Origin of the sequence: Halorussus sp. MSC15.2 (assembly GCF_010747475.1) — an archaeon.
Classification (GTDB): domain Archaea; phylum Halobacteriota; class Halobacteria; order Halobacteriales; family Haladaptataceae; genus Halorussus.
This window is the reverse complement of record NZ_VSLZ01000005.1, coordinates 78,800-101,425: the sequence shown is the minus strand read 5'-3', so window position 1 is coordinate 101,425 and position 22,626 is coordinate 78,800. Positions and strand designations below refer to the sequence as shown.

At 65.9% G+C, this 22,626-nt stretch carries 15 protein-coding genes, 1 tRNA gene and 2 pseudogenes; 12 read left to right on the top strand and 6 right to left on the bottom strand.

The genetic code is table 11. From position 1 onward, the window contains the following. Positions 1–45 precede the first annotated feature (45 nt). From FXF75_RS17335 to FXF75_RS17325, 3 genes are all read right to left on the bottom strand, one after another. Positions 46–5,043, bottom strand: coding sequence for a choice-of-anchor D domain-containing protein (locus tag FXF75_RS17335; protein WP_163523103.1), 4,998 nt, complete (start codon positions 5,041–5,043; stop codon positions 46–48). Beyond that, a complete protein-coding gene (locus FXF75_RS17330; protein WP_163523102.1) occupies positions 5,024–5,413 on the bottom strand; it encodes a hypothetical protein in 390 nt (129 codons plus the stop codon). The genes FXF75_RS17335 and FXF75_RS17330 overlap by 20 nt, the downstream gene beginning before the upstream one ends. 328 nt (positions 5,414–5,741) lie before the next feature. After that, entirely contained in the window at positions 5,742–6,929 is a 1,188-nt protein-coding gene (locus FXF75_RS17325; RefSeq protein WP_163523101.1) for a CBS domain-containing protein, read from the bottom strand. A gap of 144 nt (positions 6,930–7,073) precedes the next feature. On the opposite strand from FXF75_RS17325, the gene FXF75_RS17320 reads away from it, so the two are divergent. Both FXF75_RS17320 and FXF75_RS17315 read left to right on the top strand, forming a co-directional pair. Next, entirely contained in the window at positions 7,074–8,285 is a 1,212-nt protein-coding gene (locus FXF75_RS17320) for an RNA-guided endonuclease TnpB family protein (RefSeq protein ID WP_163523100.1), read from the top strand. Positions 8,286–8,367: 82 nt separating this feature from the next. Next, positions 8,368–8,742: a cupin domain-containing protein gene (locus FXF75_RS17315; protein WP_163523099.1), complete on the top strand. Its 375-nt coding sequence runs from the start codon at positions 8,368–8,370 to the stop codon at positions 8,740–8,742. Positions 8,743–8,813: 71 nt separating this feature from the next. On the opposite strand, the gene FXF75_RS17310 is transcribed toward FXF75_RS17315, so the two are convergent. Beyond that, positions 8,814–8,984: a hypothetical protein gene (locus FXF75_RS17310; RefSeq protein ID WP_163523098.1), complete on the bottom strand. Its 171-nt coding sequence runs from the start codon at positions 8,982–8,984 to the stop codon at positions 8,814–8,816. Positions 8,985–9,285: 301 nt separating this feature from the next. Here FXF75_RS17310 and FXF75_RS17305 point away from each other — a divergent pair, with 301 nt between their 5' ends. The 4 genes from FXF75_RS17305 (at position 9,286) to FXF75_RS17290 (ending at position 13,828) form a co-directional block, all read left to right on the top strand. Further along, positions 9,286–11,340, top strand: a complete 2,055-nt coding sequence (locus FXF75_RS17305) for a DEAD/DEAH box helicase (protein ID WP_163523097.1) — start codon at positions 9,286–9,288, stop codon at positions 11,338–11,340. A 150-nt stretch (positions 11,341–11,490) separates the two neighbouring features. Beyond that, entirely contained in the window at positions 11,491–11,790 is a 300-nt protein-coding gene (locus tag FXF75_RS17300) for a HalOD1 output domain-containing protein (RefSeq protein ID WP_163523096.1), read from the top strand. Between the two features lie 58 nt (positions 11,791–11,848). Beyond that, positions 11,849–13,690: an SLC13 family permease gene (locus FXF75_RS17295; RefSeq protein WP_375335548.1), complete on the top strand. Its 1,842-nt coding sequence runs from the start codon at positions 11,849–11,851 to the stop codon at positions 13,688–13,690. Positions 13,691–13,755: 65 nt separating this feature from the next. Continuing rightward, positions 13,756–13,828 (top strand) — tRNA-Pro (locus FXF75_RS17290). A gap of 376 nt (positions 13,829–14,204) precedes the next feature. On the opposite strand, the pseudogene FXF75_RS17285 reads toward FXF75_RS17290, so the two are convergent. Next, positions 14,205–15,724, bottom strand: a pseudogene (locus tag FXF75_RS17285) (aldehyde dehydrogenase family protein). 185 nt (positions 15,725–15,909) lie between these two features. On the opposite strand from FXF75_RS17285, the gene FXF75_RS17280 reads away from it, so the two are divergent. Beyond that, positions 15,910–16,629 (top strand): helix-turn-helix domain-containing protein, encoded by a 720-nt coding sequence (locus FXF75_RS17280; protein WP_163523095.1) that lies wholly within the window; start codon positions 15,910–15,912, stop codon positions 16,627–16,629. 29 nt (positions 16,630–16,658) lie between these two features. Here FXF75_RS17280 and FXF75_RS17275 read toward each other — a convergent pair whose 3' ends face one another. Next, positions 16,659–17,486, bottom strand: a complete 828-nt coding sequence (locus FXF75_RS17275) for a proline dehydrogenase family protein (RefSeq protein WP_163523094.1) — start codon at positions 17,484–17,486, stop codon at positions 16,659–16,661. Between the two features lie 194 nt (positions 17,487–17,680). Here FXF75_RS17275 and FXF75_RS23525 point away from each other — a divergent pair. The 5 genes and pseudogenes from FXF75_RS23525 to FXF75_RS17250 all read left to right on the top strand — a co-directional run bounded on the left by FXF75_RS23525 (position 17,681) and on the right by FXF75_RS17250 (position 22,570). After that, positions 17,681–18,972 (top strand): annotated as a pseudogene (locus tag FXF75_RS23525) (ABC transporter substrate-binding protein). Positions 18,973–18,978: 6 nt separating this feature from the next. Further along, complete coding sequence (locus tag FXF75_RS17265; protein ID WP_163523093.1) at positions 18,979–19,875, top strand: branched-chain amino acid ABC transporter permease; 897 nt, start codon at positions 18,979–18,981, stop codon at positions 19,873–19,875. A gap of 1 nt (position 19,876) precedes the next feature. Further along, positions 19,877–21,052, top strand: a complete 1,176-nt coding sequence (locus FXF75_RS17260) for a branched-chain amino acid ABC transporter permease (RefSeq protein WP_163523092.1) — start codon at positions 19,877–19,879, stop codon at positions 21,050–21,052. Further along, positions 21,045–21,863, top strand: coding sequence for an ABC transporter ATP-binding protein (locus FXF75_RS17255; RefSeq protein WP_309221855.1), 819 nt, complete (start codon positions 21,045–21,047; stop codon positions 21,861–21,863). The genes FXF75_RS17260 and FXF75_RS17255 overlap by 8 nt, the downstream gene beginning before the upstream one ends. Continuing rightward, on the top strand, positions 21,860–22,570 hold the full coding sequence (locus FXF75_RS17250) for an ABC transporter ATP-binding protein (protein WP_163523091.1): 711 nt from the start codon (positions 21,860–21,862) through the stop codon (positions 22,568–22,570). Before FXF75_RS17255 ends, FXF75_RS17250 begins: the two co-directional genes overlap by 4 nt. Positions 22,571–22,626: the final 56 nt, after the last annotated feature.

The window sequence follows — 22,626 nt, the reverse complement described above, 5'->3', positions numbered from 1 at the left end:
ACTGGGACCGTCGCGGGGATAAAGCCCCCTACCGCGGGGAGTCGGCTACGAGGAACGTCCGTCCCACCGACCCGCCAGCAGTCCGGCGAGCAGCGCGACGAGCGCAGTGACCGGACCGAATCCGGGGATAGCGCCTTCGCTGCCGATTCCGTCCGCCCGGCTCTCGCGCTCGTCAGACCCGTTCAGTCCCGCTTCGGTCGTGGCTCCGGCGACCGAAACCGACCCGGCCGGGACGCCGTTGACCGCCAGTTCGTGGTCGCCCGCCGAGTCGAGCGTCACCTCGAACGTGACGGTCTCGGAACCGCCAGCGGACACCGATACCTGCTTCGTCCGAACCGTCTCCCCGTCGACCGTCAACTCCGCCGTCGTCGTCCCCGTCCCGGACCCCGCGTTCTCCACGGTGGCCGTGACGGTCACGCTCTCGCCGGATGCCACGCTGTCGGCGTCCACGGACGCGTCGGCGACGGCGGTCTCAGCGGACGCGACGCCGACCGCGAACAGGCCGGTTCCGGACGCGCTCGCGTCGAGGACGTAGCGCCCACCGCGCTCGCCAGCGACCGACGTCTCGACCCGCGTCCAACTGCCGTCCGACAGTCGGTAAAGCGCGACGTTCTCGGGCGCGGCGGTGGCGTCCGCGGGCACCGCGAACTCGACGCCGACCGCCGACAGCGCCGAGTCGGAGATGTACGTCGTCCCCACGCGGAGGTAGCCGAGGGCGGCGACGTCCGGCGCGCTCGCACCGTCTGGCGGGGTCTCGGTGACGCTGGCGTCCACGAAGAATCGCGACGTCGCTTCTCGGCTCTTCGGTCGGACGGACACCGAGCGCACGGTCACCGCGCCCGCGCCGATGCCGCCGTCTATCGACACCTCCCCGGCCGCTCCCGCCCGGGCGCTGACGACCTTGGCCCGGACGCTGTCCGCGGTCACGTCGGTCAGTTTCACCTGCACCATCGGTTCCGGCGGGTCGCCGCCACCGCCGCCGCCACCACCACCGCCCCCACCGCCGCCATCGTTGGAGGTGTCCACCTCGAACGACCAACTCCGCGTCCGGACGTTGCCGTTTCGGTCCGGCACGCCGAGCGTCACGTTGTGGCTCCCGTCAGAGAGGTTCGCGTCGTACGCCAGTCCGTCGGCGTCGATGGTCGCCTCGCTCGTCGCCGCCTCGCCGTCCACCGAGAGGGTGACGTTCGCGGGGTCCACGCCCGCGTAGTCGTCTGCGTAATCGGCGGTCACGGTCACGTTGTGACTCTCGGCGGTGCTATCGCTCGCGGGTCCGACCGACGAAATCGTCGGCTTCGTTGAGTCCGCATCCGCGGTGACCGCGAACGTCGAGAAGTGACGCGTCGCCACCGCGTACGTGAGACTCGTCTCGTTCTGTTCGACCAGCGTCCCGTTCGTCCGGGTCCACGTCCCGTCCTCGTGGACCCAGAACGTCACCGTGTCCAGCAGCGCGAACTGCGACTCGACGCGGGACCGCGGCACCGTCACCGCGAACGAGGCGTTCGAGATGTTCGCGTTGGCGACGGAGGTCTCGACCTGCGGGAACGAGAGACCGGTCGCGTTGGGCGCGGCGACGCCGGTGGGGTTGGTACTCGCGGCCCCGGCTATCAGCGACTCGTTGTCCGACGCGCCGGTCGCGTCGATGGTGACGTTCTCGACGGCACCCCGTTCCGGGCGCGCGACGAGCGTGCTGTCGTTCGCGGCGTCGCTCGGGGTCAGATTCGCCCGGACGCCGACCTCGTACGGGAGCGTCTTCTCGTCGGTGTTCCCTGCGGCGTCGCGGACCGTGACGGTGACCGAGTGGTTCCCGAGACTCGCGTTCGCTTCGACGCTCCCGTTCCACTCGTTCCCTGCGGCGTTCGACGCCGAGAGCGCACCGTCGCCCGTGACGACTTCGGCGACTCCGGTGAACGAGTCGGACGCGTTCGCCGCCACCGAGACGCTCTCCTCCGGCCGAATCTGACCGGTCCGGCCGAGCGACGCGTCGGCGAGCGTCGGGTTCGTTCGGTCCACGAACACGGTCACGTTCTCCGAAGCGAGGTTCCCGGCGACGTCGGTCGCTCGAACGCGGACGACGTAGGTTCCTTCGCTCCCGAGGGTTTCGGTGGTGTTCTCCCACGTTCCGTCCGCGTCCACCGCGGCGTCGTGCCACGTCCCGTTCGCGTCGAACTCGACTCCGGCGACCTTCGAGTGGTCGTCGCCGACCGTTCCGACGAGCGATATCGCGCTGGCGTTGGTCGCGCTCCCGTTCGCCGGGTCTCCTATCGTCAGTTCGGGGGCCGTCGTGTCGAGCGTGAGACTCCCTGCCGCGGTCACGTTCCAGTTGCCGACGCCGTCGCTCGCGGCTACTTCGACGACGTACTCGCCGTCTGTGGTACCCTCCGACGCGTTCACGGTGACCGTCGCGTCGTACCGCCCGTCTCCGTCGCCGTCAGTCAGGGAGACGTTCCCGACTCCGAACGCCGACCCGTTCGCGGTCACCGAACTCACGTCGCCGAGTACGTCGGACGCGTTCACCCCAATCGAAACCGTATCACCGTCGGCGATGACGCCGTTACCGTCCGTGGCGTCGGTGGCCGCGGCGCTCGCGAGCACGGGTCCGCTCGCGTCCACCCCCGTACCGGCGAGCGAGACGGTTGTCGGCGAATCGTCCGAGTCGTTGTGTTCGAACGAGAGCGTGGCGGACTTCTCCCCCATCGTCTCGGGGTCGAACGAGACCGTCACCGCGTGGCCCTCGCCCGGAGCGACGACGGGCGTCGCGTCGCCGTCGCTGATTCGGAACTCGCTCGCGTTGGTTCCGGACACCTGCAGAGTCGTCACGTTCAGCGGAACGTTGCCGTCGTTCGTGAGGACCACGTCGGCGGACCGACTCTCGTCGAGGACTCCGACGTCGCCGTAGCCGACACTGGTCTTGCCGACGGTGGCGACCGGCGTGAGACCGGTCCCCGTGACGTTCACTTCCGTCGGGGACGCGTCGGTGTCGTTGTGGGAGACGCTGAGCGTCGCCGACTTCTCGCCGTACGAACTCGGCGCGAACTCCACGGTGACGTTGTGGGACTCGCCGGGTCGAACGACGCCGCCAGACCCGCCGCCAGTCACGGTGAACGCGCTCGACGCCGACAGCGACACGTCGGTCAGGTTCAGCGGTGCTATCCCGGTATTCACGACGGTCACGTTGTCGGACTCGACGCTCCCGGTGTCGAACGCGCCGAAGTCGAACTTGTCGGGGGCGGACGCCTCGGGTTCGGTGGTCGCCTCGACCGCCGCCTCGGCGTTCACCAGTCCGTACCCAGTCCGCGGGTTAGGTTCGTCGCCCTGCAGTTCGACCGCCGAACTCGTGAGCGCGTTCTCTATCTCCGACGGGCCGAGGTCTCTCTCCGTCGCGCCTTCGACGAGCGCCGCCACTCCCGCGGTGTAGGGGGTCGCCGCCGACGTGCCGAAGAACTGGTCGTAGACCGTCGTCTGGACGCCGTCGGGTGCGGTGATGTCCACGCCTCGTCGGTCGTCCACCGTGGGACCGCGCGACGAGAAGGTTTCGAGGTTGTCGTCGTAGTAGTACATCGCGCCGACCGTGACCGCCTTCTCCTCGGTCGCCGGGCGGGTCAGACTCGTGGCGCTCGAACTGTACTCGAGGCTCGTGCCGTCGTTGCTGAATATCTGGAACCTAGCGTTACCGCTGGCGCTCTCCGCTTTCACTGCGACGTGTAGCGGCCCCGCCGACGAGGACCCGGAGACGAACTCTTCGGGGGGTTGGCTCCCGGTTTGCGAGGTCCGACTCTTGTCGAGGACGTTCCCGTTGTCGTCGTACAGTATCACGTCGTAGTCTTGGTCGCTGTCCGGGTAGTCGTCCCAGTTGACCGAGACGCTAACGCTACACCCGGTACACGGAGCCGTGACGTTCAGCGTCTCGTCTCCCCCGGCGAAGTTCAGGAATCCGTCGCCGTCACTGTCGCTCCACGTGGTGTCGAGGTGCTTCCCGCCGCCGGCGTTCCCCGCCGAGATGAACCACGGGGTCCCGCGGTCTACCGAGGTGGCGATGCGCTGGTCGAGCGTCGAACTCCCGTCGAAGGGACCGCTACGGAAGCCGAGCGACATCGACACCGCGTCGATGGAGTGGTTGTCCGCGTAGTCGGCGGCTTCCATGATGCCCATCGATGTCGAGACGTCGATGAGGACGAGCGAGACGTTCGGTGCCGTATCCACGATGAGTTCGGCGACGGCGGTCCCGTGCGCGTTGGAGGTGTCCTGAAAGTCCCCGTCGTACGTGTCCATCGTCTTCACCACGTTGTCGGCTATCTCGGAGTTCTGTGAATTGAATCCGAGGTCGACGACCGCCACCGTGGTGTTCTCCCCACTGAATCCTTTCTGGTGGACGCCTCCGACGTTCATGTCGCCCAGTCCCCCGTCGCTGGTCAGGTCGGTCACCTCCGGGCGCCGCGGCGTGCGGACGAACTGAATCGCCGAGGCGTTCGCGACCGTCCCGACCGCCGGGGCCGGAAGTCGCGCCCTGACGAGGTCGCCGTAACGCTGTTCGACGCCGCCGCCGATTCGGCGGACTGCGTCGGCAGCGTCGTCGCCGCGACCCGACTCGGCTTCGAGGACGACGGTGACGAAGGTCGTACCGTCCCGACTCTGGGTCACCATGTCGGAGTCCGTCGAACCCGACCCGGCGTTCGCCACGATATCGGCGACTCGGGAAGACACCTTGCGGTTCGATTTCGACTCGTTCGACCGCCGCGAGTCCTCCATGCCGGGCAGGCCGTCTCCACCGGACGTTGCGGTCGAAGTGGTCGTCTCCGTGACGTCGGTCGTCGTTCCGTCCCCGCCGGTGGCCGTGGTGGTCTCCGTCGTCGTGGTCGAAGTAGTCTCCGTCGGGGTAGTCGTCACGTCGTTACCGACCGTCGACGCGGCCACGCCGTGGGTCACCGGCGGACCGGGACCGACCGACGGTAACGCGCTGACGGTCACGACGGGCGCGAACGTCGCGGTAATCAACAACAGTACCACGGCGACTGCCGCGTAGCTACGAGTGGGTCGTGTCATTTCCGGGGGTCTCCTGAGGAGGGGCTTCGGTCACTGGCTGGCGGGGCGGGCGGACGTAGCTCACGTTCGTGTGCTCGGCGAGCGAGCGGAGCGTCGAAGCGGGGACGCTGGCCTGAACGAGGCGGCCGTGGCGCGTTCGCACGTCGGCGGCGAACCCGGCAGGTAGCGTCCGATTCTGACGGAGTTCGACGACGACGAGGACGCTACCGTTCCCGAACGTCAGGCCGTTACGCGCCGCGTACGCGCTCCTGTTGGTCGCGTTCAGGAGCCTGACGAGGCGGGAATCGAGGGAGGGATGTTTCTTCGTCGCGTTCTCGCCGTCGTCCGTCGGCGGTCCGTCTGGGGTCGTCGTCGCGGTCGCCGAGGTCACGGTTGACGGAGTCGTATCCGAGGGGTTCGCGGACGGACCCGCAGTACACCCGGCAGTTAGTAGCAACAACGCCGCTACGATACTGGTCAATCGCCACGAACGGTCGCCTCGCTCGCGACGTGTCTCACCGGGCGTATCAGTCACAGCGCGTGGCTTTCTACCGATGTTATATAAAATTTCCTAGGTAGGTCTCTTACTTGACCCTGAGTATCGGCACTATAAATGTAGAAATGATATCAGAATGTAGGGGGATGTTACGAAAAGAATACGTTTCCGAGTCTCTAGCCCCGTACAGTTTCAGTCCGTACCATCCGTGATGCCGCGTCGGTTACTGTGAGGGCTGTTCGCGCTCGGTAACGGGCTGGTCACTCGGCGTGATACGGTCGGCCCGACCGCTCTTCTGAATGATGTCGAAGGCGGTCATGAGGTCGGTTCTGGATATCAGTCCCGCGAGGTCGCCGTCGGCGTCGATGACCAGCAGGCGACCGATGCCGTGTTCCTGAATTCGCTCGAACGCCGACATCGCGTCGTCTGAGGCCGGAATCGTCTTCAGGTCGGTGGACATCACGTCTTCGACGGTGTAGGCGTCGCGCTCGACTTCCGGTACCTCCCGGGCGTCTTCGAGCGTGACCATCCCGACGAGTTCGCCGTTCTCGACGACCGGATAGCCGGTGTGACGCTGGCGGAACATCGTCTCCATCAGGTCGGCGACGGAGGTGTCGGGTTCGACCGTCCGCAGGTCGTCCACGCCGGTCATCACGTCCCGGACGCGCACGTCCCGAAACGCTGCGTTCATCACGGTCTGCTGGGCCTCGCTGGTCGCGCCGATGTAGATGAAGAACGCGATGCCGATGAGGATGAGATTACCGCCGAACAGGCCGACGAGTCCGAGCAGGATGGCGAACAGTTTCCCCACCTCGGCGGCGGTCTTGGTCGCGTCGGAGAACCCCCGGTTGCGAGCGAGGAGCGCGCGGAGGACCCGGCCGCCGTCCATCGGGAACCCCGGGAGGAGGTTGAACGCCGCCAACGTGAAGTTCATCAGCGCGAGGTAGCCGAAGAGGAACCTGACGGTCGAAAACTCGCCCGGAGTCACGAGGACCGCGAGGTACGAGACGACGCCCAGCGCGATGCTGACCGCGGGACCCGCGATGGCGATGAGGAGTTCTTCCCGCCAGTCCTCTGGCTGGTCCGTGAGTTGGGCGATACCGCCGAAAATCCACAGCGTGATGGACTCGATGGGGAACCCGTAGCGCATGGCGACCAGCGAGTGGCCGAGTTCGTGGAGGACGACCCCGACGAACAGGCCGACGGCGGCCACCGCCCCGAGTATCCACTCCAAGTTTCCTTCGGTGAGCGTCTCGCTGCTGAGACTCGGGTCGAGAAACAGATTGAGGTTATCCACCCAGAGCCCGACCTGCGAGCCGATGAGCCACGCGAACACCGGCAGGATGAGGAGAAACGTCAGGTCGAGTTTGATGGGGATGCCGAACGCCCGACCGACGGTGAAACTTCTCATACGTGTGAGTACCCGTGGCAGACTATTAACAGTGGGGCCAGAGGATTCTCCCCGCTGGATTTCGGAAGCCATCAACGCGCTTAACTTAGGCTTTACGGCCAAGCCAAAGTATTCAAGAGGCCCCCTGAGACACTGACGTACAACGTGGCAGACACCGAATATTGCAGACGGACGGCAGTCACCGGACTTTCCGTGTCTCCGACGGACGCCACACGGCTTCGGGAGTTGGTCGCGGAGTGGAAACGCGGCTGTCAACTCGCGGTCAACGAGGCGTGGGGTGTCTGTCACACGAGAAGCGAAGTCCAACAGCTCACGTACGACCGCCTGCGCGAGGAGACCGCCCTCGGCAGTCAACACGCGGTGCTGGCGACCCACCGCGCGGCCGAGGCCATCAAGCGCGCCCGCCAGCGCGAGGGCCAGAAGCCCGAGTTCACGAGTCCGACCGTGGCGTTCGACACCCGGACGATGACGGTGTTCGACGACCGGACGGTCAGCCTCACCACGACCGGCGAGCGCGTCCGATGCGACCTGAAACTCCCCGCTGACGGCGGGTATCAGTCCCAGTATCTCGACGACGAGGACTGGGAACCGGCGAAGAGTACGCTCCACTACCGCGACGGGGCGTTCGACTTCCACGTCGGGTTCCGGACCCCCAAGCCCGCCATCGACCCGCCGACGGAGGGCGCGACGGTGCTCGGCGTTGACCTCGGCGTCGAGAACCTCGCGGTCACCAGCACCGCCCAGTTCTTCGACGCGGGCGAACTGAACCACCGCCGCGAGGAGTTCGAGCGCGTGCAGGCGTCGCTGGAGGCGACCGGCACGAGGAGCGCGGCCCGGACACTCCGACAGACGGGCAACCGCCTCGACAGGTTCGTCCGCCAGCGCCTCCACGAGGTGGCGAACGGCATCGTCGCCGAGGCCGAACGGTACGACTGCGAACTCATCGCGTTCGGCGAGCGGAGCGAAGTCGTCGAGATGCTCCCCGAGGCCGGACCGTTTCAGGAGTGGCTGTTCGAGCGACTCCTCTCGTTCGTGGAGTACCGCGCGGCCGAGCGCGGCATCGCAGTCGTGGAAGTGAACCCCGAATACACGAGCCAGCGGTGCATGGAGTGCGGATTCACGCACCCGCAGAACCGGAATCTGGACGCGAACCAGTTCGAGTGCCTGAAGTGCGAGGCGTCGGCCCACGACGACTACAACGCGGCCAAGAACATCGCGTTCCGGTGCGTGCGCCGCGGACCGCTGTCGTCGCGCGGTCTCGGGGCGGCGGCGTGCGCGCTCCAGTCGGGACTCGTGACTCCCGACGACGGGTTCACGCCCTACGCGGAACTGTCGGAAGCGCCGCGGTCGGACTAACGCCGGTCCTCTCGGACCTCTTTTCGACCTTCAGGTGCCGATTCGACGTAGCTTTTTACGACGTCCGCGCGTAGCCTCGCGCATGAGTCAGCAGACCGAGCCACTGATTCGCCGGAGCGAAGACGTCGAATACGAAGACGTGGGTGCGGCCGACGGGATGCGCAAGGGCGTCCTCGTCGACGAGAGTCGCGGCGCACCCAACTTCGCCATCCGGCGGTTCGAACTCGACCCCGGCGCGGAAGTCCCCGAACACACCAACGCGGTCGAACACGAGCAGTACGTCCTCTCGGGCGAGTACACGGTGGGAATTGGAGACGAAGAACACACCGTCAGCGAAGGCGATTCGCTCCTCATCCCCGCGGGCGTCGTTCACTGGTACCGCAACGAGGGCGACGAACCGGGCGCGTTCATCTGCGCCGTGCCGAACGGCGACGACGAGATAGAACTCGTGGAGTAATCGGTAACCTCTCGAAGGCAACTCGGAAGCGTGCGGCGTCGCGCCGAACCGTAGCGGAGAGCCTCGATTCCTTACTCGTACTCCGGAAGCGAGACGAGGGCCTGAATGTCAGCGGAAATCCACGCGTCGGCGGCCGACTCGTCCTGCATTCGGACCGTCGGCGTGCCGTCCGCGTCGTCTATCTCAAGCGTCACTTGCTCGTCGAACCGCTCGGGTAACCGCGTGTTGTGTCTCCCCCTCATAGTTAGTCGGTCTGGTCGCGGTCGGGGCTTACCACGATGGAGCCTTTGTTATTTGCCGGTTGCCGCGCGGTATTGCGGGAATAACGCCTCCGTCTCGTCGGTTATTGCGAGCTTAACCGCCGGTGTGGCCGCGTTTCCTCGCCTTTCTCTCCACGGTCCAAACCCCCGGCGACCGCCTCTCGCTACGGCCGAACGCTCGACGTGAAGGAACCTTCCCGATGGAAATCCCGGACGGCGCGGGAGGGGCGACCGAATCCGCGGTTCCGAACTGCTCAAATAGCGCGAGCTATTATCCAGTACCGTGTCGAAGCAGGTCCCACAGGTGGACGCGCTGTTCCTCCACGAGTCGTCCGGTCACTACACCGCGGTCGTGAACCGGGACGGCGAACGCGTCTTCCGAGCCAAACTCGAACTGCAGGAGACGAGCGCCGGGCCGCGGCCCGGCCGGTTCCGCATCAAGCGCGGAACGAGCGAGGAACCGCGAAGCCCCGACGAGTTCGTGGAAATCGCACGCAGAGCCGACCGCATCCGCATCTCTCAGCAGACCTCCGCGGAGGGCCGCGAGGAGCTACAGGAGATGCTCGACGCCTACCAACTCGACGCCAAGGCCGTCCGCACCTGCCGGTTCTGCGCGTCGAGCGGCTACTACTCGCCCATCACGAGCGAGACGGCTATCGACGCGGGCAGCGAGTACATCTGCCCCGACTGCGCGAAAGAGGAGTTAGAGCGCGAACTCTCGTTCCGCGGCGACATGACCCGCGAAGCGCAGGACCGCCTCGAAGACCTCCTGCTCGACGTGCAGGACCTCGAACGCATCACGAACCTGCTGAAGGGCCAACTCGACCCCGACCTCACCAAGTTCGACGAGATAAGCGCCAACGTCGAGGACGTGGACAACATCCGCGTCGATTCGCTGAACCTCCATCCGGGCATCCAAGACCTGCTGGAACCCCGGTTCGAGGAACTGCTCCCGGTCCAGAGCCTCGCGGTACAGAACGGACTACTCGACGGTGAGGACCAACTCGTGGTGAGCGCCACCGCGACCGGCAAGACGCTCGTCGGCGAGATGACCGGCATCGACCGCGTGCTGAACGGGAAGGGCAAGATGCTCTTTCTGGTTCCGCTCGTCGCGCTCGCCAACCAGAAGCACGAGGACTTCGAGGAGGAGTACGGCGACCTCGTGGACGTGACAATCCGCGTGGGCGCGAGTCGAGTCCGGGACGACGGCCACGCCTTCGACCCGAACGCCGACGTCATCGTCGGCACCTACGAGGGCATCGACCACGCGCTCCGGACCGGCCGGGACCTCGGCGACATCGGGACCGTCGTCATCGACGAAGTCCACACCCTCAAGGAACAGGAGCGCGGACACCGCCTCGACGGTCTCATCGCGCGCCTCAAGCACTACGCCGAGACGCGCGCCAGTCGGCGCGACGACTACGGGGGTGCGCAGTGGGTCTACCTCTCGGCGACGGTCGGCAACCCGTCGAGTCTCGCGGCGTCGCTGGAGGCCAACCTCGTGGAGTACGAAGAGCGTCCGGTCCCGCTCGAACGCCACGTCACCTTCGCCGACGGGCAAGAGAAACCCGATATCGAGAACAAACTGGTCAAGCGCGAGTACGACACCAAGTCCTCGCAGGGCTATCGGGGCCAGACCATCATCTTCACCAACTCCCGGCGGCGGTGTCACGAGATTTCCCGCCAACTGGAGTACAGTTCCGCGCCCTACCACGCCGGTCTCGACTACGGCCGCCGGAAGAAGGTCGAGCGGATGTTCGCCGACCAGGACCTCGCGGCGGTCGTGACGACCGCGGCGCTCGCGGCCGGGGTGGACTTCCCCGCCTCGCAGGTCATCTTCGACACGCTCGCGATGGGCATCGAGTGGCTCTCCGTACAGGAGTTCCACCAGATGCTCGGGCGGGCGGGTCGTCCGGACTACCACGACCGCGGGAGAGTGTACGTCCTCGTCGAACCCGACGCGGCGTACCACAACAGCATGGAGATGAGCGAGGACGAAGTGGCCTTCAAGCTCCTGAAAGGCGAGATGGAGGACGTCCAGACCCTCTACGACGAGAGCGCCGCGGTCGAGGAGACGCTGGCGAACATCACGGTCGCCGGAACGCAGGCCAAGCGACTCGGCGACCGGATGATTGGCGAAATCCCGACCAAGCACGCCCTCGGCAAACTGCTGGAGTACGGCTTCATCGACGGACTGGAACCCACCGACCTCGGTCGGGTCGTCACCAGCCACTTCCTCGCGCCCGACGAGGCGTTCAAGATTCTCGACGGGATTCGCAAGGAGAGCCACCCCTTCGAAATCGTGGCCGAACTCGAACTCCACGGCGAAGAGGAGTGACTCCTCCCCGACGGACCGCGCGACGGTCGTCTCGGACGCGAACGGACGCTTCGGACTCTGTCGTCCGACGGGCCGCTCCACCCTTTTTACCGTTCCGTCTGACGCCAGTCTGACGGGTTTTAATGTACCGGAACATGCAAATCCGTATCGATGGCGACAGCACACGACGACCGGCCGCGTCGCGAACGGTCCGTGGCGTACGAGACGACCCACGACGCAGACGGTTCGGCCGCACTCAGCGAGACGGTAATCGACGCGGTGGCCACCGCTCACGGCGTGGACCCGACCGACTGCGACCTCGAACTGTACGACGCGGTAGACCTCGAAGCCCTCGACGCGCTGTTCGAGCGCCGGTCGTCGGACGGCCACTGGCAGTTCGAGTTCTCCATCGACGACTATCTAGTCGTTGTCACGGGTGCCGGTCGCGTCGCGGTGTGGGAAAACCGATAGCGAAGGCCGCGGTCGGCGGTCGTGTCTTTTTTGACCTCGCCCCGACTTGTACTCCGACGTGGTACTCTCGCTGACGCCCGGAATCGCTATCGTCTTTCTCGTCATCCTCGTAGCGCTGGTGCTGTTCGCCACGGAACCGGTCCCCATCGACATCACCGCAATCGGCATCATGGTGGCGCTGATGGTGCTGGAACCGTGGACGCGGGTCTCGCCCACGGAAGGCGTCTCGGGGTTCGCCAGTTCCGCGACTATCACCGTCCTCGCGATGTTCATCTTGAGCTACGGCGTCCAACGGACCGGGGTCGTCCAGATTCTGGGCCGCAAGATAGCGGCGTTCACGAAGGACGACGAGACCCGACAACTCGGCGCGACCATCGGCGTCGTCGGGTCCATCTCGGGGTTCATCAACAACACCGCGGCGGTCGCCATCCTCATGCCGATGGTGACCGACCTCGCTCACGAGGGCAACACCTCCCCCTCGAAACTGCTGCTTCCGCTCTCTTACGCCTCGATGTTCGGCGGGACGCTCACGCTCATCGGGACTTCGACCAACATCCTCGCTAGCGACCTCGCGGCCCGCCTCGGCGAGCAGAACCCGGCGGCGTTCGGCGACCTCCACGCCTTCTCGATGTTCGAGTTTACCTCGCTCGGCATCCTCGTCTCGATAGTCGGTACGGCGTATCTGATGACCCTCGGCCGGTGGCTCACGCCCGCTCGCATCCCGCCGGAGGACGACCTGACCGAGGAGTTCGAGTTGGAGGAGTACCTGACCGAAGTGGTCGTCCGCGGCGACTCGCCGCTGGTCGGTCGGACCGTCAAGGACGCGCTCGCCGACACCGACTTCGACGTGGACCTCGTCCAACTCATCCGCGGGGGGAAGTCGTTCGCCGAACCGCTCGGTCCCAAGGAGATTCAGGCCGACGACATCTTCGCGGTCCGGACCGACCGCGACACGCTCCTCGACCTCATCGACGCCGAGGGGTTGGCGCTGGTCCCGAACGTCGACGTGACCGAGGAGGAACTCGAAAGCACGAACGAGGAACGGAATCTGGTGGAGGTGGTCGTCGCGCCCCGGTCGTCGCTGATTGGCAAGACGCTCGCGACTGCGAATTTCCGCGAGCGTTACGACGCGACGGTTCTCGCGCTCCGGCGCGGTCCCGAGTTCATCCGCAAGCGCATGGACCACGCCGACTTGCAGGTCGGCGACACCCTGCTCGTCTACGCGACCCCCGACAGCATCTCGCGTCTGAACGTCAACCGCGACTTCATCGTGGCTCAGGAGGTCGAACGACCAGATTATCGGGAATCGAAGATTCCGCTCGCCGTGGGTATCGTCGCGGCCGTGGTCGCGGTGGCCGCCCTCGACGTGCTCCCAATCATGGTCTCGGCGCTGGCGGGCGCGCTGGTGATGGTCGTGACGGGCGTCCTCGAACCGCCGGAGGTCTACGACGCCGTGGAGTGGGAGGTCATCTTCCTGCTCGCCGGCGTCATCCCGCTCGGCATCGCCATGGAGGAGACCGGCGCGGCCGACCTGATAGCCAACCTGCTCGTGCTGTCGGCGGACTTCTTCCCGCCGATAGCGGTTCTCGGCCTGTTCTACGTCGTGACCGCGGTGCTGACGAACATCGTCAGCAACAACGCCAGCGTCGTGCTGATGATTCCGGTGGCCGCAGAGGCGGCCGCCCAACTCGACGCCAACGCCTTCGCGTTCGTCCTCGCGGTCACGTTCGCGGCTTCGACGGCGTTCATGACGCCGGTCGGCTACCAGACCAATCTCTTCGTCTACGGGCCGGGCGGGTACAAGTTCACCGACTACGTTCGGGTGGGCGCACCGCTCCAAATCCTGTTCGCTATCACCACGACGCTCGGTATCGCCGCTATTTGGGGCGTGACGCCGTGACGTATCTGTGACGATACGCCACAAACGAAATCCTTTACATACACTGGCGCGCTACTAACTGGTGCGGGACCGTGGGGTAGCTTGGTATCCTTTCGGCCTTGGGTGCCGATAACCCCGGTTCGAATCCGGGCGGTCCCATCTCGTCTGAAACCGATTTTCTTGCGGAAGATACTGTGAATACCTGATGCTGGCACTGTAGAGTACTCCGGATACAGTAATAGCCGCCGCTCGCGGTCTTTCAACAGACGGAGTAGGTCAGTCAGCGGTGACCACACGTGGAAACCACGCGGGCTGAAAGGTACTGCTGACCGTGCCGTCTACATGTCCATTTCGCGCATCGACACAAAACACCTCCGATACGCAGATTCGGAGTCGGGCCGCGGCCGGGACTACTCCGCTTCAGTCGGCACCTTGTACCCGAACCCACCCGCACTGCTCGCAGGTCTCGATTCCGGTTCGGAATCGGACCGCCGCGTCGCACTGCGGGCACGGGGGCCGTGAACCGTCGGCGGACTCACTCGTCATCGGTCGTGACCTCCGCCGAGAGACCCTGCGCCATCTGGATGTCCTTGCTGTTGTTCAGCGTCCACGCGGTCCGGTCGGTGACGGCCTCGATGACCTCGCGGGCGCTGGGGTAGCCGTTGCCGGACTTCTTGACGCCGCCGAACGGCAGTTGGACCTCCGCGCCGATGCACGGCAGGTTGCCGTACGCGAGACCGACTTCGGCGTGGTCGCGGTAGTAGTGTATCTGGCGGTAGTTCTCCGAGATGACCGCGCCCGCCAGTCCGTACTCCGTGTCGTTCTGGATTTCGACGGCGCGTTCGATACCGCCCTCGTATTCGAGGAGCGCGACGTGCGGGCCGAACACCTCCTCGTGGGTACACCGCAGGTCGGCGTCGGGGTCCGCCTCGTAGACGAACGGGCCGACCCAGTGGCCGTCCTCGTGGCCGTCGGGAATCTCGTCGGCGTCGAGGTCGGTCCTATCGACGAGGACGTTCACGCCCTCCTCGCGGGCGAGTTCGTTGTAGTTCGCCACTTTCTGGCGGTGGGCGGCCTCGACTAGCGGCCCCATGAAGGTGTCCTCGTCCAGCGGGTCGCCGACCGCGACTCGCGACGCCGCTTCGACGAAGCGTTCCTTGAACTCGTCGTACACGTCCTCGTGGACGATGAGGCGCTCGCTGGAGACGCAGCGCTGGCCCGTCGTCTTGAACGAGGACATCACCGCGCTGTGGACGGCCACGTCGAGGTCCGCCTCGTCGGTGACGACGACGGCGTTCTTCCCGCCCATCTCGCAGGCCACGCGCTTGCCGGGGTCGGCCGCGACCGACTCCGCGATGCTGTGGCCGACCTCGGCCGACCCGGTGAACAGCACCGTGTCCACGTCGTCGGACTCGACGATGGCGTTGCCGACGTCGCCGAAGCCCTGTACCATGTTGAACACGCCGTCCGGGAGTCCCGCCTCGGCGAACAGTTCCGCGACGACGTGGGCGCACTCGGGCGTCTGCTCGGCGGGTTTGAACACGACGGTGTTGCCCTCGACCAGCGCGACCGCCATGTGCCAGTAAGGGATGGCGACCGGGAAGTTCCACGGCGTGATACATCCCGTGACGCCGCGGGGCTTCCGGCGCATGTAGGCGTCCTTCGCGGCGATTTCCGACGGGACGATGTCGCCCTTGGGGTGGCGGGCGTCGCCCGCGGCCCACTCGACCATGTGGGCGGCCTCGACCACGTCGCGCGCCCCTCCGAAATCTCCTTGCCGCACTCTTGGCTCACGATTCTGCCGAGTTCGTCCGTCCGCTCCTTGAGCGCGTGATACACGTCCCAGAGGTACTCCGCGCGGTCGATGCGGGAGAGTTCGCGCCACTCCTCGAACGCCTCGTCGGCGGCCTCGACAGCGCGTTCTACGTCCGCCGGCGTCCCGTGATAGAACTCGCCGAGCGCCTCGCCGGTCGCGGGGTTCTGACTCGTGAACGTGTCGGAACTCTCGCCGGTGACCCATTCGCCGTCGATGTAGTGTCGGTGTGTCTCTGCCATCGGTGTTCGTGATGTTCGTCCAGTGGGAGAGCGCCAAACTCCCCCGCCGACCATGGGCGGGCGCGGCGTCCGGGTCCGTCGCGTCGCGAGTGGGGTCGATAGCCCGCCCGACGCGCACCCGACCATGGTCGGGTGCATCCTCGTTGAACCGACACACGCAATAGTGCGTGAGGCCTATATCAGGGATGACTATCGCGGAACAGATACCGGGAACGAGACTGACGCTCGACCTGTGGCATCCGAACTGCTGGGCCATCGAGGCGACCGAACGGACCGCCGGCGGCGTGTTGGCGCACGCGATTTACAACTCGCCGACGACCGGGGACCGACCGTCGTCGGTCAACGGTCTCTTCACGGCCTTCGGCGAGACGGAGGCGGAGGTCGAACGCCTCTTCGACGCCATCCGCGCGTCCGACCGCGCCGGCGAACTGCTCGAACTACAGGAGCGGTTCGGCCGCGCGCGCAACGCGCCGGGCAACGTGGTCCGGGAGTTCTTCTTGGAGTACGACCCCGACGACATGGTCTGTCCCACGTTACTCGAAAACGGGTTCGTCCACAGCGCGCCGGTCCGAATCGAGAACGGCAAGGAGGAGTGGCACGTCGGGTTCGCGGGCGAACGGTCTGGAATCGAGGACGCGCTACAGAACGTCCGCGAGCAGTCGGGTGCCGAAGTGAGCATCGACTCCATCACGGCGGCCGACGCCAACGGCCGGTCCCCGCGCGACCAGCGACTCGACACGCTCACGACCACCCAGCGGAAGGTCTTCGAACACGCCCGGGAGACGGGGTACTACGAGTGGCCCCGCGGGACCTCGACCCGCGAACTCGCCGACGACCTCGACGTCTCGAAGACGACGCTGCTCGAACACCTCCGGAAGGCCGAGTCGAAACTTCTCGACCCGTAGTCGCCCGTGACCAACCCGCGGTCTGCGACTCAACGCCCGACGATGGCCCGTAGCGCGAACAGCGCGTTCGATTTCCGCTCCCGGATGCGGCGGTAGAAGTAGGAGAACCACTTGCTCCCGTAGGGGACGTACTGGTAGACCGCGACGTCCTCGGCGAGGTCGAACTGCGCTCGCTCGCGGACACCCATCAGCATCTGCACCTCGTAGGGCGTCCCGTGTTCGTCGTGGAGTTCTCGCGCGAGTTCTATCATCGCGGGGTCGTGACTGCCGACGGCGACGCCGTCGTCGAACTCGCGGAACATGAACGAGAGGAGTTCTCGGTACGCCTCGTCCACCCGCGCTTTCTTCTTGTAGGCGATTTCCGCCGACTCGTCGTACGCGCCTTTGACGAGGCGAACCTTGCCCGGCACGTCGGCGAGTCGTTCGAGGTCGTCGCGGGTCCGCTTCAGATTCGCCTGCACGCAGACGCCGACCCGGCCGTCCGTCTCGCGGGCGTGTCGCTCGAAAGCGTCCAGCGTCACGTCCGTCGTCTCGTGGTCCTCCATGTCTATCCAGACGAAGCAGTCGGCGGCGTCCACGATTCGCGCGAGGTTCTCCCGGAAGACGGCGTCGCCGACGCCGAGTCCGATTTGGCTGGGCTTGACGGAGATGCAGGCGTCGGACCCCCGGTCGGCGATGGCCGCCGCGAGTTCGACGTACGCGTCGGCGTCGGCGTCCGCGGGCGAACGGTCCTCGTAGTGTTCCCCGAGCAGGTTCAGGATGGCCGACACGCCCCGGTCGTTCACGCCGTCCACGTGGGTCAGCGCCGCCTCGGGCGTCTCGCCCGCGACGAAGTCGTTGGCAATCGGTGGTATCACGACGCACACTAGAGACGCGACCCACCTATACGGCGACCCGACCATAAGTTACGCCGAACGGCCGGTGAGTATAAGTGGCAGCCCTCTGAATACACGACAACAGCGTTTTCGCGGCTCTCAGTTGCTCTACCGAGGCACCCGACCATGGTAGGGTCGGGGTTAACCCCCTCGTGGTACAACTCCCCATAGACGTAATGTCACGAAACATCGTGGATATCATCGACCGGAGAACGCTGTTGAAGGCGGCGGGTGGGGCGGGCGTCACCGCGTTGGCCGGTTGCGTGAGTTCGACGGACGACGGGTCCGAGGAGACGACGGAGACCGAAACCGAGGGGACGACCGAAACCGAGACCGAAAGCGGGAGCGACGGCGGTCCCTACGCCATCGGGATGGTGGACTCGCTCACCGGTTCGCTGTCGGCGTTCGGCGAGCGCAACCAGCGCGGGAAGGACCTCGCGCTGAAGCGGGTGAACGAGGTCGGAATCAACGGGCGTGACCTCAAGATAATCGTCGAGGACTCCGAGTCCGAGAGTCAGGGCGGCGTCTCGGCCGCCCAGAAGCTGGTGAACCAGAATCAGGTCCCCTTCCTCATCGGGTCCGTCGGCTCCGGCGTCTCGCTGGCCATCTACGAGAGCGTCGTTCAGGGCACCGACGTCGTTCAACTGAGCAGAACTCCACTGGACTGAGCCTCACCGACTTCCCCGGTCTGCTCCGGATGTCGCCGACCGGTCGCACCCAATCGACTGCGCTTTCGAACATCATCGCGGACGACGGCTACGACGAAGTCGCCGTCACCTACGTCAACAACGACTACGGCCAGAGCCTCGCCGACGCGTTCGAGCAGTCCTACGACGGCGAGATAGCCTACAAGAACCCTCACGACCAGAAGCAGCAGTCCTACTCGGGCGTCGTCTCGGAGATGAACAGTTCCGGTGCCGACGCGTGGCTGTTCATCACCTATCAGGCGGAGTTCGCCACGATGGTGAACGAGGCCTACTCCAGCGGCTACGAGGCGCAGTTCTACGGTGCCGACTCCGTCTCGGGCGACAACGTCCTCAAGAACACCCCGGAAGGGAGCATGGACGGCATGAAAATCGTGGTGCCGTCGGCCCCCGTGGACCAAGACAACTACAAGGAGTTCGCCAGCGCGTTCAAAGAGGAGTACGGCGAGGAACCGACCGCGTGGTCGGCCTACGCCTACGACTGCGTCGTCACGGCGGCGCTGTCGATACAGGCCGCCGACGAGTTCACCGGCAAGGCGCTCCAGAAGACCGTCCGCGAGGTGACTCGACCGGAGGGCGAGAAGGTGACTTCTTTCGAGGCCGCGAGCAAGATTCTCGCCGACGGCGGCGGCGTGGACGACGTGGACTATCAGGGCGTCAGCGGCCCCATCGACTTCGACGAGAACGGCGACCCCGTGGGCTACCTCCAGATTCTCACCGTCGAGAACCACGACTACGTCGGAACCGGCTTCATCGAGTCGTAAGCCCCAATGGCCCTTCTAGAACACTTCGTCAACGGGCTGATATTCAGCAGCATCATCATCCTCGGGAGTATCGGGCTGTCGCTCGTCTACAGCATCGCCGACTTCGCGAACTTCGCCCACGGCGACACGATGACTATCGGGGCGTACACGGCGCTGGTCACGTTCGGGGCCGTCGGCGGTCTGGGCGGAGCAGTGCTGGGACTTCCGCTGGGCTTCTTCGTCGCGCTGCTGGTCGGTATCGCCGTGGCGGCGGTCGTCGCCGTCGTCACCGAGAAGGTCGTCTACGAACCGCTCGACGTCGGTTCCATCGGACTGCTGATAACGTCCATCGGCGTCGCCTTCGTCTACCGCGCGGTGATTCAGATGGGGTTCGGCGCGGACTTCACTCGATACGACATCCAATCGCTCCGGCCCATCGAGTGGCTCGTCCCCTACGGAGTCCGCGTCACCCAACACGACGTGGCAATCGCCGTCTCGGCGCTCGTGTTGGTGAGCGGGCTTCACGTCCTGCTCCAGCACAGCGACCTCGGTCGGAAGATGCGCGCGATGGCGGACAATCCCGACCTCGCCCGCGTGAGCGGCATCCGCACCGACCGCATCAAACTATGGACGTGGATTATCGGGGCCGGACTGGCCGGTGCAGGCGGCGTGTTCCTCGGTCTCTACAACCAGCTCGCGCCGCGGATGGGGTTCGACCTGCTGCTGCTCATCTTCGCGGCCGTCATCCTCGGCGGTATCGGCTCCGTCTACGGGGCGATGCTCGGCGGACTCCTCATCGGCATGATAAACCAGTTGACGCCGGTGCTTCCCGTCGGCATCGAGTACGCCAACGCCATCGCGTTCGTCATCATGGTGGCCGTGCTGCTCGTCCGTCCCAACGGAATCGCACAGGAGGCGACCTGAGATGAACGCACTCACCGACCCGACCGAGTACTGGGCGGACCTCACGCGACCCGAACAGGGCGTCCTCGCCTTCATCGTCGGGTTCGCAGCGCTGCTGCTGTTCGGCCTGCTCTCGGGCGGACTCGCGCCGACGTACTTCCTGTATCTCGTCGGTCTCGCGGGGATGTACTCGCTGCTGTCGTTCGGACTGAACTCCCAGTGGGGGTTCTCCGGACTGATTAACTTCAGCGTCGCGGCGTTCTTCGGTATCGGCGCGTACGGTACCGCGCTCATGAGCGCGAGTACGTCCCCCATCGCCGGGGGGTACAGCCCGCTCGTCGGACTCGTGGTCGCGCTCGTGGTCGCGGGCCTCCTCGCAGTCCTCATCGGCGTGCCGACGCTCCGTCTCCGCGCGGACTACCTCGCCATCGCGTCGCTCGGACTGGCCGAGGTCGTCCGACTCGTCGTCCTCAACGAACGCCAGTGGACCAACGGCAGCGCGGGAGTCCGCGGCATCCCGAGTTTCTTCGAGGGGTGGCCGCTGCTGGAGACGTTCCCGAGCGCGATGCCCGGACTGGAGGTCGCGCTCCCCGGCACCACTCTCGTCCTCGAAACGCCGTTCTGGAACGCGCTGCTGAACGTCGCGCTCGTCGTGACGTTCGTCAGCGTCACCTACGCGGTCCTCAAGCGCGCCCACCGCTCGCCGTGGGGTCGCGTCCTCCGGACGATTCGGTCCGACGAGGACCTCGCGCGGGCGCTGGGGAAGAACACCTACTCGTTCAAGATGCAGTCGTTCGTCCTCGGCAGTCTGATAATGGCGCTGGCGGGCGTCTTCTACGCCCACCTGAACCTGTTCGTCAGCCCCGGCGACCTCGACCCCGTGACGACGTTCTACGTCTGGGTCGCGGTCATCCTCGGCGGCAGCGGTTCGAACCGCGGCGCGCTGTTCGGCGGGTTCGTCATCGTCGCCATCCGCGAGGGGACCCGGTTCCTCAACGAGTTCTCGTGGATTCCCGTCGACGTGGCTCCGCTCCGACTGCTGCTCATCGGCGTCCTCATCATCGCGCTGATGCGGTTCCGTCCGGAGGGCATCCTGCCGCCCCAGCGCGAACTCATCTGGCCCGACGCCGTCGACGGCGCGCCGTCCCGGCCCGACTCCGGCGTCCGCGACGCCAAGGGAGGTGGCGACGGTGAGTGACCTCGAATCCCCGAACGACCCGCGTCTGGGCGCGAACCTCTCGAAGGAGAACGTCGTCCTGCGCGTGGACGACCTCCAGAAGTCGTTCGGCGGACTGGTCGCCACCGACCACGCCACCTTCGAGGTCGAACGCGGGACCATCACCGGTCTCATCGGTCCGAACGGTGCCGGCAAGTCCACGCTCTTCAACCTCATCTCGGGCTTCTACGAACCCGACGCTGGGCGCGTCGAGGTCAACGGGACCGACGTCACCGGCGCGGAACCGTACCAAGTCGCCGACCACGGACTGATTCGGACGTTCCAGACGCCCCGGAAACTCGAGGGGATGACGGTCCGCGAGGCGATGCTGGTGGGACCGAGAAAGCAACCCGGCGAGTCGTTCGTGAAACTGTTCACCTCGCCCGGCGAAGTCGCCGAGACCGAGTCGCGCAACCTCGCCGACGCCCAGCGAATCTTGGAGGAGTTCGAAATCGACCACCTCGCCACGCAACCGGCGACGGACCTCTCGGGCGGACAGATGAAACTGGTCGAACTGGCCCGCGCGATGCTGGCCGAACCGGAGGTCCTCCTGCTGGACGAACCGGTCGCGGGCGTCAACCCGACGCTCCGGAACAAACTCGCCGAGCAGGTTCGCCGACTCAACGAGCAGGGGACGACGTTCCTGCTCATCGAACACGACATGGAGTTCGTCATGAATCTCGCCGACCCGGTAGTGGTGTTAGACCGCGGGAGCGTTCTCATGGAGGGAACCCCCGACGAGGTGCAGTCCGACGACCGCGTCGTCGAGGCGTATCTGGGAGGTGGCGCGTGAGCGACCACGTCCTCGAACTGTCGGGCGTGGACAGCGGCTACGGCGAGGTGCAGGTGCTCGACGACTGCTCGATGCATCTGGACGCCGACGAAATCGTCTGTCTCATCGGCCCGAACGGCGCGGGGAAATCGACGGTCCTCAAGACGGCCTTCGGCATGCTGACGCCGTGGGCGGGAACCGTGGAGTACCACGGCCGTGAAATCGGCGGAATGGCACCCGAGGACATCGTCCGCGAGGGCATCGGCTACGTGCCCCAGACCGACAACGTGTTCGGGACGCTCACCATCGACGAGAACCTCCGAATGGGCGGCGTCGCCCGCGAAGACGGTCTCTCGGAGGTCATCGCGGACCTGTACGACCGATTCGACATCCTCGACCAGAAGCGGTCGGCGAAGGCCAACACCCTCTCGGGCGGACAGCGACAGGTGCTGGCGTTCGCTCGGGCGCTCGTGATGGAACCGGACGTCCTCCTCATCGACGAACCGTCGGCCGGACTCGCGCCGAACACCGCCGACGACGTGTTCGGCCACGTGCAGGCGGTCAACGAGATGGACACCGCGATTCTCATGGTCGAGCAGAACGCCACGAAGGGACTCGGCATCTCCGACCGCGGCTACGTCCTCGACCAAGGGTCCGTCCGCTTCGAGAACGCCGCGGCCGACCTCATCGACAACGAGGAAGTCTCGCAGCTCTATCTCGGGGGATAACGTCGTCCTCCTCGGCGGGTAGCGCCGCCCTCCGTCGGAGAGACGGCGGCTTCACT

Bases quoted from the DNA above. Each gene is read 5' to 3' on its own strand.
- FXF75_RS17335 (WP_163523103.1), bottom strand. From the start codon at position 5,043: ATGACACGACCCACTCGTAGCTACGCGGCAGTCGCCGTGGTACTGTTG.
- FXF75_RS17325 (WP_163523101.1), bottom strand. From the start codon at position 6,929: ATGAGAAGTTTCACCGTCGGTCGGGCGTTCGGCATCCCCATCAAACTC.
- FXF75_RS17315 (WP_163523099.1), top strand. From the start codon at position 8,368: ATGAGTCAGCAGACCGAGCCACTGATTCGCCGGAGCGAAGACGTCGAA.
- FXF75_RS17310 (WP_163523098.1), bottom strand. From the start codon at position 8,984: ATGAGGGGGAGACACAACACGCGGTTACCCGAGCGGTTCGACGAGCAA.
- FXF75_RS17300 (WP_163523096.1), top strand. From the start codon at position 11,491: ATGGCGACAGCACACGACGACCGGCCGCGTCGCGAACGGTCCGTGGCG.
- FXF75_RS17280 (WP_163523095.1), top strand. From the start codon at position 15,910: ATGACTATCGCGGAACAGATACCGGGAACGAGACTGACGCTCGACCTG.
- FXF75_RS17265 (WP_163523093.1), top strand. From the start codon at position 18,979: ATGGCCCTTCTAGAACACTTCGTCAACGGGCTGATATTCAGCAGCATC.
- FXF75_RS17260 (WP_163523092.1), top strand. From the start codon at position 19,877: ATGAACGCACTCACCGACCCGACCGAGTACTGGGCGGACCTCACGCGA.